This is a genomic window from Olsenella sp. An270 (assembly GCF_002159735.1).
Taxonomy (GTDB): Bacteria; Actinomycetota; Coriobacteriia; order Coriobacteriales; family Atopobiaceae; genus Thermophilibacter.
The window spans coordinates 149,673-161,106 of record NZ_NFJF01000004.1 but is presented as its reverse complement, the minus strand read 5'-3'; the positions used below and the strand labels follow the sequence as shown (position 1 = coordinate 161,106).

14 protein-coding genes are annotated in these 11,434 nt (G+C 64.5%); 8 read left to right on the top strand and 6 right to left on the bottom strand.

Features of this window, described 5'->3' with window-relative positions:
* On the bottom strand, positions 1-420 hold the full coding sequence (locus B5F73_RS06135) for a peptide deformylase (protein WP_087227372.1): 420 nt from the start codon (positions 418-420) through the stop codon (positions 1-3).
* 358 nt (positions 421-778) lie between these two features.
* Between B5F73_RS06135 and B5F73_RS06130 the strand changes: the two genes are divergently transcribed.
* Together B5F73_RS06130 and B5F73_RS06125 are read left to right on the top strand one after the other, a co-directional pair.
* A complete protein-coding gene (locus B5F73_RS06130; RefSeq protein WP_087227371.1) occupies positions 779-1,345 on the top strand; it encodes a tRNA (cytidine(34)-2'-O)-methyltransferase in 567 nt (188 codons plus the stop codon).
* Positions 1,346-1,351: 6 nt separating this feature from the next.
* On the top strand, positions 1,352-1,792 hold the full coding sequence (locus tag B5F73_RS06125; RefSeq protein WP_087227370.1) for an acetyltransferase: 441 nt from the start codon (positions 1,352-1,354) through the stop codon (positions 1,790-1,792).
* A gap of 30 nt (positions 1,793-1,822) precedes the next feature.
* Here the strand turns inward: B5F73_RS06125 and B5F73_RS06120 are convergent, their stop codons facing one another.
* Entirely contained in the window at positions 1,823-2,407 is a 585-nt protein-coding gene (locus B5F73_RS06120; protein WP_087227369.1) for an alpha/beta hydrolase-fold protein, read from the bottom strand.
* A 132-nt stretch (positions 2,408-2,539) separates the two neighbouring features.
* Between B5F73_RS06120 and B5F73_RS06115 the strand changes: the two genes are divergently transcribed.
* Positions 2,540-2,719 carry a hypothetical protein gene (locus tag B5F73_RS06115; protein WP_087227413.1) on the top strand — a complete coding sequence of 60 codons (180 nt, stop codon included), beginning with the start codon at positions 2,540-2,542 and terminating at the stop codon, positions 2,717-2,719.
* A gap of 65 nt (positions 2,720-2,784) precedes the next feature.
* Here B5F73_RS06115 and B5F73_RS06110 read toward each other — a convergent pair whose 3' ends face one another.
* Positions 2,785-3,312 carry a PTS glucose transporter subunit IIA gene (locus B5F73_RS06110; RefSeq protein ID WP_087227368.1) on the bottom strand — a complete coding sequence of 176 codons (528 nt, stop codon included), beginning with the start codon at positions 3,310-3,312 and terminating at the stop codon, positions 2,785-2,787.
* Positions 3,313-3,427: 115 nt separating this feature from the next.
* Between B5F73_RS06110 and B5F73_RS06105 the strand changes: the two genes are divergently transcribed.
* The 3 genes from B5F73_RS06105 (at position 3,428) to B5F73_RS06095 (ending at position 4,867) form a co-directional block, all read left to right on the top strand.
* The gene (locus B5F73_RS06105; RefSeq protein ID WP_087227367.1) at positions 3,428-3,685 is read left to right on the top strand and encodes a hypothetical protein; all 258 of its coding nucleotides are present in this window, start codon (positions 3,428-3,430) and stop codon (positions 3,683-3,685) included.
* A 58-nt stretch (positions 3,686-3,743) separates the two neighbouring features.
* Positions 3,744-4,220 carry a flavodoxin gene (locus B5F73_RS06100; protein ID WP_087227366.1) on the top strand — a complete coding sequence of 159 codons (477 nt, stop codon included), beginning with the start codon at positions 3,744-3,746 and terminating at the stop codon, positions 4,218-4,220.
* 149 nt (positions 4,221-4,369) lie between these two features.
* Positions 4,370-4,867, top strand: coding sequence for a pyridoxamine 5'-phosphate oxidase family protein (locus B5F73_RS06095; RefSeq protein ID WP_087227365.1), 498 nt, complete (start codon positions 4,370-4,372; stop codon positions 4,865-4,867).
* Between the two features lie 26 nt (positions 4,868-4,893).
* Here the strand turns inward: B5F73_RS06095 and B5F73_RS06090 are convergent, their stop codons facing one another.
* Positions 4,894-5,928, bottom strand: coding sequence for a YeiH family protein (locus tag B5F73_RS06090; RefSeq protein WP_087227364.1), 1,035 nt, complete (start codon positions 5,926-5,928; stop codon positions 4,894-4,896).
* Positions 5,929-6,046: 118 nt separating this feature from the next.
* On the opposite strand from B5F73_RS06090, the gene B5F73_RS06085 reads away from it, so the two are divergent.
* On the top strand, positions 6,047-6,922 hold the full coding sequence (locus B5F73_RS06085) for a LysR family transcriptional regulator (RefSeq protein ID WP_087227363.1): 876 nt from the start codon (positions 6,047-6,049) through the stop codon (positions 6,920-6,922).
* A 47-nt stretch (positions 6,923-6,969) separates the two neighbouring features.
* Positions 6,970-7,809: a YitT family protein gene (locus tag B5F73_RS06080; RefSeq protein ID WP_087227362.1), complete on the top strand. Its 840-nt coding sequence runs from the start codon at positions 6,970-6,972 to the stop codon at positions 7,807-7,809.
* A gap of 8 nt (positions 7,810-7,817) precedes the next feature.
* Here the strand turns inward: B5F73_RS06080 and B5F73_RS06075 are convergent, their stop codons facing one another.
* Both B5F73_RS06075 and B5F73_RS06070 read right to left on the bottom strand, forming a co-directional pair.
* A complete protein-coding gene (locus B5F73_RS06075) occupies positions 7,818-9,359 on the bottom strand; it encodes a helicase HerA-like domain-containing protein (protein ID WP_087227361.1) in 1,542 nt (513 codons plus the stop codon).
* Positions 9,360-9,559: 200 nt separating this feature from the next.
* On the bottom strand, positions 9,560-11,242 hold the full coding sequence (locus tag B5F73_RS06070; RefSeq protein WP_087227360.1) for a hypothetical protein: 1,683 nt from the start codon (positions 11,240-11,242) through the stop codon (positions 9,560-9,562).
* Positions 11,243-11,434 lie beyond the last annotated feature (192 nt).

Sequence of the window (11,434 nt, the reverse complement as noted above, 5' to 3'; positions counted from 1 at the left end):
CTAGACCAGCTTGCCCTTGCAGTGGTCGGCCATGTGCTGGATCATCTGCGCCGTCCAGCCCGTGTAGTCGCGACGACGCGGCCTGAGCTCGCCGTCCACCAGCTCGTCGAAGGACACCTTGATCTTGGCAAAGCGCGTGATGCGCACCGGCTCCTCGTGGGTGAGGCAGCTCTCCTCGACCTTGGCCGCGGCAAAGCCCGCGAGCACTTTGGGGTTGTACATCACGTGCGGCTGGCCGTTGTCGTCCTGGTACACGACGACGGCCTTGGTCACGCCGATCTGGTTGGCGGCGAGGCAGACGGCATCGTCGATGGAGGCGAGGGTGTCGATGAGGTCCTGCGCCAGGTCGGCGTCCTCGGCGGTGGCGGGCTCGCACGGGGTGGAGAGGATGGCCTCGTCGTGGACCAGTTCCTTGATCATGGGGTTCCCTTCAAAAGTCGCCGTTTGTTGCACCCACATAGTATAGCGGGCCCCGCAGAATCGTCTCTGGTGCATAAAACGCTCTCTCGTGCGGCATTATCTGAGTATGGTGCATAAAAGTGACTCTCGTGCTGCGTCATTTTTCGCCAAAAGACGCTGGATAATGTCTTGTATTATTTTTCACCTGCGGAAACGTGACTCGGGACATTGTAATTTGAATCAGATGCGCCACAGAGCCAAAATCCGTGTTGCACGAGCGAGCATTTTGATCTGAAAGTCGTCAGAATGTAGCACGAGACGCCGTTTTATGCGGCGTCAACCCGCTTCTGGAGACAATTCTCGCGACAGGGCTTGCATCATGTTCAACGTCGTGCTGGTGGCACCGGAGATTCCGGCCAACACAGGCAATATCGGGCGCACCTGCGTCGTCACGGGCTCGCGGCTGCACCTCGTGGGACCGCTCGGCTTCTCGCTGGACGAGAAGAGCCTGCATCGCGCGGGGCTCGGCTACTGGGAGAGCCTGGATGTCACGGTCCACGAGAACTGGGAAGCGTTTCTTGTCGCGGCGGGTCCCAAAGCCCGCCTGCACCTCCTCACCAAGAAGGCACGGCGCACCTATGCCGAGGCGCACTATCAAGACGGTGACTACCTCGTCTTTGGCTGCGAGAGCGTGGGGCTGCCGGAGGAGCTGCTCGCCGCACACGCGAACCTCTGCGAACGCATTCCCATGCTGCCGGACGCCGCGTCGCTCAAAAACGCCTCGACCTGGGGCTCGTCGGGCAACCATGACACCATCTTGGCTCAGGACGTCTGCGGCAACTTCGTGAACCCGGACGATTACCGAATCAGCGCGCTCAACCTTTCCAATGCAGCCGCCGTCGTGCTCTACGAAGCCCTGCGCCAGACCGACTTCAAGGGAATGTGAGGCCTCATGGCAAGCCTCAGCACCGTTTCCGACCGTACACCCGAGCTCATCGAGCGGCTCGTGGCCGTGTGGGAGCGCTCCGTGCGCGCTACCCACGAGTTTCTCTCCGAGGCAGAAATCGCCGAGATCAAGCCCTTTGTCCCCCAGGCGGTCGCGGGCGTGGAGACGCTCGTCGTGGCAGAGCGCGACGACGAGCCCGTGGGCTTCATGGGCGTACAGGACGGCCGTCTCGAGATGCTCCTCCTCGACCCGGAGGCGCGCGGGCGCGGCCTCGGCCGCCAGCTTCTCGAGCACGGCATCTCGCACCTCGACGTGACCGAGCTCACCGTCAACGAGCAGAATCCGCAGGCGGTGGGGTTCTACGAGCATCTGGGCTTCAAGACGTATCGCCGCACCGAGCTCGACGAGGAGGGGCGCCCCTATCCACTGCTCTACATGCGGCTCTAGAACAGAATTTATGTCAACAATTTACTTGAATCAGTCGTCGGTCAGAACAGCGTCGAGGGAGACAAGGCCCGCGGCGAGGCGCTCGGTCACGTGCTGCATGTGACTGCCTGGCCCCAACGCCACGTCCACCTCGCAGCCGCGGTCGCGGAGGATCTCCGCGCAGGCGGCGAGGTCCTCCTCCACGTGACGAAACGGCAGGCCCGCGCGCTTCTCTTTCTTCCCAACCGAGAGGTACGCGTAGCGCCCAGCGCAGTCTGGTGCGTTATTGCGCAGCCAGTCGACCCAGCCCTCGTACCAGACCGAGCCAGAGAGACATGCGCAAGCCGCGAGGCGCGGCTCCCGCACGAACGCATAGAGCGCGAAGAGCCCGCCGAGCGAATAGCCGCAGATGGCATGGGGTCCAGGAGCTTGGTCGAGCGCGGCGGCGAGCAAAGCGAGCGTCTCGTCCGCATGCCCACCGAAGTCCCGCTCTCCCGGACGCAGCGCAGGGGCGGGCCACGGCGTGAGCGCATCGCCCCACCCGGCCACCGGTACGCTCACCACGCGTGAGCGCAGCCCCTTCGCGGCCGGCACCACGTCGAGCGGGTGTTCCTGCGAGTCAACGACGTAGATCATGTGACCTCCCCTCGTAGATTCTCGCACGAACGCACGCGAAGCGACCCGAGCCGTCGACCGAAGGGGCGTCATTCGCGCGGCGGGCGCCTCGGCACAATGGGCCACGACAAGCTCACGAGAAGGGAGCCCCTGATGCTCGACCACCTGATCATCCACGTGTCCGACCCCGAGGTCATGGTCCCCTACTACGAGCGCGTCATGGCAACGCTCGGCTACCACAAGGGCGTCGAGTACCCCGGCTACTACGCGTGCTTCGCCCTGGACCCCGAGGGCAACAACATCGAGGCCGTGCTCCACGACTACGAGGGTTAGCCACACGAAAAGGGGGCGGCAGCCGCACGGCCGCCGCCCCCGCTCAGAGCGATGTGCGTGAGGAGCTAGAACGTCACCTTGAGGATCGGGGCGCCCGCCTCGACCTTCTCACTGAAGCCCGCGGTGAGCTCCACACCAGCCAGCTCGTCGGAGTTGGAGATGGCGAGGACGACGCAGTCCTGGTAGCCCGCCTCGTTGATGACCTTGCGGTCCATCTTGATGATGGGCTGGCCCGCCACCACGCGGTCGCCGTCGGAGACGAAGTTGGTGAAACCCTTGCCCTTGAGGTTGACGGTGTTGACGCCCACGTGGACGAGGACCTCGGCGCCGCCGTCGGACTTGATGGTCACGACATGACCCATCGCGGTGCCGACCCAGCCGCTCGCCGGGGCGTAGACGACGTCGCTGTCCGGCCAGAGCGCGCAGCCCTTGCCGAGGACCTCGGTGCTAAAGACCTTGTCGGGGACGTCGGTCATGCGGATGACGCGGCCGGAGACCGGGGCGTAGCCGATGCCGGGCCGAGCGTCGATCTCAAGGCTCTCGGGGGTTTCGACCGGGGTGTCCTTCTTGGTGAACTTGTCGAAGATTGCCATTGCGCGTGGCTCCTCTCGTCTTGTTCCGATCTTTGTACGCGCCGATTGTATATTACTGAAATCGTTCTCACTTCGTTGTGCTAGGATGGCGCCACGCGACCATCGGAGGTTCTCCATGGATATCCTGTCCATCGTGCTCGGCGCGCTGTCCCTCGTAACGGCCTTCACGCCGCTCATCTGGCTCCAGGTCGTCGGCGGCTTCGTGGGCATCGCCGGCATCGTGCTGGCGCGGCGCGCGAAGAAGGCCGACTACCGCAAGAGCCTCACCACCGCGATCGGCATGCTGTGCTCGATCACGGGAACGCTGCTGTGCTTTCTCACGCCGGCGCTCTCGCTCCTGAGCAACATCGCGCTGTTCTTCATGACTCGATAGCAGCACTTCTGGGTATCCTAGTTAGTGACGTTACGTCACCTATTGGAAGGAGACCCTCATGAGCACGCTGGTAGCCTACTTCTCCGCAACCGGAACAACCGCGCGAGCCGCCAAGGCCCTCGCCGAGGCCATCGGTGCGGACCTCTTTGAGATCGCGCCCGAGCATCCCTACTCCTCGGCGGACCTCAACTGGAACGACAAGAACAGCCGCAGCTCGCGTGAGATGGCGGACGAGAAGTGCCGTCCAGCCGTTACGGGCGACGCTCCCGACATGAGCGCCTACGACACCGTCTTCGTGGGCTTCCCGATCTGGTGGTACGTGGAGCCGCGCATCGTCGACACCTTCCTCGAGGCGCACGACTTCTCCGGCAAGACCATCGTGCCGTTTGCCACGAGCGGCGGCTCCGGTCTGGGCAAGGCGCCGCAGCGCATGGCAAGCCTCGCGCCCGGCGCGACGGTAACGGAGGGCCGCCTGCTCAACGGTCGCCTGGACGCCAACGACCTGCGCGCCTGGGCTGAGGGGTCGGCGCGATAGTCTCGCAGGGCGGATTCAAGTTTGAATCCGCCGGCCTTCCGAGAAACGCGCGGGACCGAGAAACCCAAAACCTGTCGTTTGGCGAGACGGCGCTTCATGCAGGCCCGCCGTACAATGGGGCCTCTGGCAACGTGCGAAGGGAGCTCCCCATGAGGCCCATGCGTCGAAGCAAGCAGCAGCTCAACGAGGCCGCGTGCCGCGAGATCCTCGCGCAAGGCCGCGAGTGCGTGCTCGCGCTCGCGGCAAGCGCCTCCACGGACGGCTTCCCGTACGCCGTGCCCGTGAACTATGCGCTGCACGAGGACGCCAGCGGTGCCCTTCACCTGCTCATTCACTGCGCGCCCGCCGGGGCCAAGCTCGATGCGATCTCCGCCGACCCGCGCGTGAGCGTCTGCGTGATCGCGCAGGGAGACGTAGTCCCCGAGGAGTTCACCACACACTTCAAAAGCGTCATCGCCTTTGGGCGGGCATGCCTCGTCGAGGACGTCGAGGCCCGTCACGCCGCGCTGCGCGCCCTCGCAGCCAAGTACTGCCCCGAGCTTCCCGAGGAGTCGACCGAGGCGGAGATCGCTCGCTTCCCGCGCGTTGCGATCATCGATGTGACGCTGGAGCACATCACCGGAAAGCAGTGCGTCGAGCTCCTCTGACTCGCTTTTTCAAGTGGGGCGGACGCCTACCAGATCCCAAGCACGTGCTGCATGCCCAGGCTGACGCACGCAATGGCGACCCAGCAGCAGAGTCCCATGAGGATCGGCTTGCCGCCCGTACGCACGAGCTTGACGAGGTCGGTGTTGAATCCGATGGCTGCCATCGCCATGACGATGAGGAACTTGGAGAGTTCCTTGACGGGCGCGGTCACGGCGGCGGGCAGCGAGAAGACCGTGGTCACCACGCTCGCCAGCACGAAGAAGACGATGAAGGTCGGGAACGCGCGACGCAGACTGAAGGTGCTTCTCGCCTCGCCGCCCGAGCGACGGGCCTGACGCAGCTGCCAGAACGCGAGCGCCAGCGTGATGGGGATGATGGCCAGCGTCCGCGTGAGCTTCACGATGGTGGCCGCGTCGAGCGTGTTGGCGCCGGGATGCATGCCGTCCCAGGCGGCCGCCGCAGCGGTGACGGACGAGGTGTCGTTCACCGCCGTACCCGCGAAGAGGCCAAAGCCCTCGTTGGTGAGGCCGAGCGCGCCGCCCAGCGTGGGGAACACGAGCGCCGCGATCACGTTGAACAGGAAGATCACGCTGATGGCCTGGGCAACCTCCTCGTCGTCCGCCTCGATCACGGGAGCCGTGGCCGCGATGGCCGAGCCACCGCAGATGGAGGACCCCACCCCAATGAGCGTGGAGATCTTGCCCGGGATGTCGAGCGCGCGGCAGAGCGCGTAGGACACCACGAGCGACGTGGTGATGGTCGAGACGATGATCGGCAGCGACGTCATCCCGACCTGCGCGATCTGCGCGAGGTTGAGGCCAAAGCCCAGCAGGATCACCGCGTACTGGAGCACCTTCTTGGACGTGAACCTGACGCCGGCGGCAAGCGGCTCGCCCTTCTCGGCCGGCACCAGCAGGGCGAGCACCATGCCAATGAGGATGGCGAACACCGGGCCGCCCACGACCTCGAACTGCTTGCCCAGAAGCCACGCCGGAACGGCGATGGCCAGCGCAAACAGCACGCCTTTCCACATCTTCCCAAAGTCCTTAACGAGTTCCATTCGCATGAGCCCCTTCGCCGCATTTCATTTCTCATTCAGGCTACTCCCTGCGGTTATAATTGATTCCACCCTATTGCTTATGAAGTCATAAGCGATTCTTTTATCGAGAAGGACGAGGATGCTCGACTACCGCACGCACACGTTCCTCGCCGTGTACCGCACCGGCAGCTTCACGCGCGCCGCCGAGCAGCTGCATGTCACCCAGCCGGCGGTCTCGCAGCACATACGGCAACTCGAGGCACACTACGGCTGCTCGCTCTTCTCGAAGACCGGACGCGGCGTGGAGCCCACGTCGGCGGGGAAACTGCTCTACCGAGCCCTCGACGTGGCGGAGAACGACGAGGCCCGGCTGCGCGAGGAGCTCGTCGCCCTTGGAGGCGAGAAGGACGAGCGGCCTCCCCTGCGCCTCGGCTGCACGAGGACTATCGCCGACTACGTTGCCCCACGTCTGCTTTCCGAGCACCTGAGACGTCACCCGGACGACCACGTCTACCTGCGAACGGGGAACACGGCCGAGCTCGTGGAGCTCATCGAGGCCGGAGGGATCGACCTCGCCCTCGTGGAGGGCTCGTTCGATCGGGAGGTCTTCGAGAGCGAGGTGCTTTCGCGAGAGCCCTTCGTGGCGGTTGCCGCCAACGGGGAGCGCCCCTCGAGCATCACGGATCTTCTCGCCCGACGGCTCGTGCTCCGCGAGCCCGGATCGGGTACCCGAGAAATCCTCGAGCGTCACCTTGCGGCACGCGAGCTGTCCGTCGGCGACTTCGCCGGTGTCATTGAGCTCGCCAGCATACCCACGATCAAGGCCTGCGTCACCGCCGGCGCGGGGATGAGCTTCATGTACCGAGTCGCGGTGGAGTCGGAGCTCGCAGACGGCTCGCTGGCAGACGTCACGCCGGAGGACTTTGCCATAGAGCACGACTTCAGCCTCATCTGGCAGCGGGGGAGCCACTACGCCGCACGCTATCGCGCCCTTCTCTGCGAGTGGAGACGCTAAGACGGATACCATTGCAGGCGTTGGTCCCGATCACGTTACGGAGGGTCATGTCGCACAAGCTGCTCAAGATGGCGTCGCTGACGCTCGGCAACCTGCTCGTGGCGCTTGCCGTCACCTGCTTCATCGTCCCGCACGGCCTCGTACTCGGAGGGTCGACCGGCATCGCGCTGATCGTCACGCACGCCGTGCCCCTGCCCCTGTCGCTCGTGGTGCTCGTCATCAACGCGGCGCTCTTCCTGCTGGGCGCGGCCTTTCTGGGACGGTCGTTCGCGGCGTCGACCATCTTCAGCACGCTCGCCTACCCGCTCGCCATGTCCGTTCTCGAGGCGCTCCCCCTGGGCCAGCTCACCAGCGAGCCCATGCTCGCCGCCCTCTGCGCCGGCGCCCTCATGGGCGCGGGCGCGGGACTCATCCTGCGATCGGGCGGCTCGACGGGCGGAAGCGACGTTATTGCCCTCGTCACGCACAAGTATCTGCACGTCAGCGTCTCGGCACTGCTCTGGATCATCGACGGGTGCGTCATCGCCGGGCAGATCCCCTTCTCCAACTTCGACCAGGTGCTGCTGGGCATACTCACGCTCACCCTGCTCACCATCGTCATGAACCGAGTCATGATCATGGGTAGCTCGCAGGTCCAGCTGCTCATCTTCTCCGCCGAGCACGAGGCGATCCGCGAGAACATCCTGCACGAGCAGGACGCGGGCGTCACCGTGATCCCCGTTGAGCAGGGCTACACGCGCCAGGAGGGCAGGGCGCTGCTCAGCGTGATTCCCAGGCGCAAGCTCTGGTCGATCCGCGAGATGATAACGTCCACCGACCCAACGGCGTTCTGGGTTATCTCCGAGGTGAGCGAGATACGCGAGCGCCAGCTCAGGCGCCGCGCGTAGCCCATCTCCTAACGCCGGCGACCGCCGAAGAGGTTGCGGGTGATCTGGCGCGTGGCCTCGCGGCCGAAGGTGCCCAGAATCTGGCCGGCGAACTTGCTCACGCCCTTCATGAACTGCTGCTGTTGCTTCTCGGCCTCGCGCTCGGCCTTCCTGGCGGCCTTCTCGGCCTCCTTGGCCTTCTCCTTCTCGAGCTTGGCCTTCTCCTTCTCCAGCTCCGCGCGCTCCTCCTCGAGCTTCTTGGCCTCCTCGTCCTGCTTGGTAACCTCGCCCAGCTGCTCGAAGGCGCTCTCGCGGTCCACGGCCTCGCCGTACTTCTTCATGAGGTCGGACTGGGCGTCAAGCGCAGCCTTGAGGTCGGACTCGGGCGCCGCGGCCATGAGGCACTGCGGCGGCAGGATCTTGGCGCGCTCCACGATCTCAGGCTGGCCGTCGTCATTCAGGAACGAGACCAGCGCCTCGCCGGTGCCCAGCTCGAGGATCGCGTCCTCGCTCTTGAACGCCGGGTTCTCGCGGAACGACTGCGCGGCTGCGCGCACCGCCTTCTGCTCGGCCGGCGTGTAGGCGCGAAGGCCGTGCTGCACGCGGTTGGAGAGCTGGGCGAGCACCTCGTCGGGGATGTCGCTCGGGCTCTGGGTGATGAAGTAGACGCCCACGCCCTTGGAGCGGATGAGCTTGACCACCTGAACGATCTTGTCCAGGAGCTCGCTCGGCATGTCGTTGAAGAGCAGGTGCGCCTCGTCAAAGAAGAAGACGAACTTGGGCTTCTCGAGGTCGCCCTCCTCCGGCAGCGTGTCAAAGAGCTCCGAGAGCATCCACAGCAGGAACATCGCGTAGATCTGCGGGCTCTGGATGAGCTTGGCGGCGTTGAGGACGTTCACGTAGCCATGGCCGTTGGAGTCACAGGCAAACCACTCGGAGAGGTCAAGGTCCGGCTCGCCAAAGAAGACGTCGCCGCCCTGGTCCTCCACGGAGATGAGCTGGCGCAGGATCGCGCCCACGGACTGGCTGGAGACCTTGCCGTAGGTGGTCTCGTACTCCTTGGCGTTCTCGGCCACGTAGTTGAGCATCGAGCGCAGGTCCTTGAGGTCAATCAGCAGGAGGTTCTTGTCGTCCGCGATGCGGAAGACGATGTCGAGCACGCCCTCCTGGACCTCGGTGAGCTCGAGCAGGCGAGAGAGCAGCGTGGGGCCCATGTCGGAGACCGTGATGCGCACCGGGATGCCCTGGCCGCCGAGCATGTCCCAGAAGCGGCACGGGCAGCCCTCGTAGGTGAAGCCCTCGAGGCCAAACTTCTTGATGCGCTTCTGCATGTCCTCGGTGTCCTCGCCGGGCGAGCACATGCCGGTGATGTCGCCCTTGACGTCGGCCATGAAGACGGGGACGCCCGCCTTGGAGAAGCCCTCGGCCATGACCTTGAGCGTCACGGTCTTGCCCGTGCCGGACGCGCCGGCGATGAGGCCGTGGCGGTTGGCCTGGTCGAGCAGCAGGCTGACGGGCTTGCTCGTGGGCTCGGCGCCCACGCCCATCCAGATGGCGTTGTCCTTGAGCATGAGTCCCCCTTGCGTGGCGGTTGCGTGGTGAATATCCGCAGCTAGGGATACCAGCCGAGAAGAACGTTCGCCTTCAATCTCCAATTGACCGCGCGTCTGACAGCAAACGCCGAGGCGGAGGATTTGCGGAAAATCGGCCTCCCAGAGCACCTCTTTTCCGCAGTTCCTCCGCCTCGGCGAACGGCTGCCTGATAGAACGGCTAGCGACGGCGCCTCAGGAGGGTGCCAGCAGCCACCGCGGTCGCGCCGGCAAGGGCAGGCGCGGCCGAGAAGAGCGTGTTCGCGTCGCCCGTCGCGGGAATGGCGGCAGCGCCCTTCTCGGGCTCCACGTAGTCCGGGTCCTCGGCGCCACAGGTCACGCAGGTGCCGTCGACGAAGTCGTGGCCGGTCGCGGGGATCTCCGCAGTAGCGGTGGCCTCGTACCTCTCGCCGCCAAGCTCGACCGTTGCGCTGTAGAGCATCGTGCCCGGCTCCGTGCAGGACGGCTCTGCCTGGACGGACGCGGTCGGCTTGGCGGTCAGCACCTCAGTGTGAGTGGGGTCGTTGGCGCAGGTGAACGTCGCCACGAGCTCCGTGTGGTCGTCGCTCCAGCTCCACGCGGGCTCACCCCAGTCGTGGCCCAGGGAATCGCCGCTCGAGAACGTGTCCGTGCCCATCTCGCCGCACGAGCAGGAAAGGTAGTAGCTCGCCGCCTCCGTGCAGGTGGCTCCACTCGCCAGGTGAGCATCGTCCGCAATCTGCTCGGTGAACTCATGGGCATGCGGCGCACAGTGGAAGTAGTTACCGCTGGACGTTCCCAACGTCACCTTTTCCGTGAACGGAGACCCCACGATCTTGTCCGCATCCCCCTCGGCGTCCCCCGACCAAACGTCGATGTGAGCGCCCTGCGGGTCGAGCACAATGCTTCCCGTTGCAACAAGGGCGGGATAGGGGCCGCTCGCCGTAACGTTGGCGGCACCCGCGATGAGGATATCGCCAATCGCGTACACCGCATCGTGACCCGATGAAGTAGCCGTGACGTTGCTGTCCTCAATCTGGATGTCGCCCAGCATGGTAAATAGTGCCATTCCATCGCCGGAGGTTGCGTTTACGCGACTGTTGTTCTTGATATGGATGGTCCCTTCGCTGGGAGTCAGGTCGTTGCCCGCACGAATGCCGAAGTTATACGTAGCAGTCGTGCTGACCTCGACCTTCGAGCCGTCAATGACGACATCACCATCGGAAACGATGACGCCGCTTCCATACGCGCCATCAGCCAGAACACGTGCGCTTACGTTCGAACCTACGATCGAGACCCCTCCGTTGCCAACCACAGGCAGCGTTTCGGACGTTGACCCGGAGACGTCAACTGTCGCCCCGTCAACGATTGAGAGCTGTCCGCCCGCCTGAATTCCCGTGCCAATGAACGGGCTCCGCAGATCAACGTCAACGTCCACATAAGCTCCGGAGATCGTGACGTTACGGGCACCATCGGCGCTACCGATGCCAAAATACACGGCGTCAACCGTCAGGGAGTCGTCCGCTTCTCCCGTAATGGTAAGGCTACCCGCCCCAGCGCTCATGATGCCGCAGGTGGCGGACGTGATGCTGTTCTTACCCACAAGCTCGATGTTCAGGTCTCCATCAAAGCGAATCGCGCCCTTTGTGTTGTCCGTCTCGTCCTGCTGGTAGTTGATCTTGACGTTTTCTAAGGTGAGCGTATTCGTTGCCTTATCGTACGTCGCCTGCCCCTGACCGCAGACAATGGTGTAATCCGACGTGGCCAGGATATCCTGCCCACCCACGAGAATCTCCGTTGGAGTCGCCGCCCGTGCCGTAGCGGGCAGCGCGAACAGCACTGCCGCGAACATGCACGCGATCAGCGCCGCGAACTTCTTCCCCATAGCCCACCGTCCTTCTCGCCATGCCATCCCACCTGAGGGGAAGGCGCACGTAGTAGGGTTATTTTCAGCGAGGGGGGGGGTGGGCGCATCACCCGTTTGCCCGACATTTTGGGTGATGGGGCTCTATCGTCGAGGGCTTATCAACGCAGAGCGTGGCCCCGTCCCTTGAAAACGGGTTGAATCTCGGGTCAA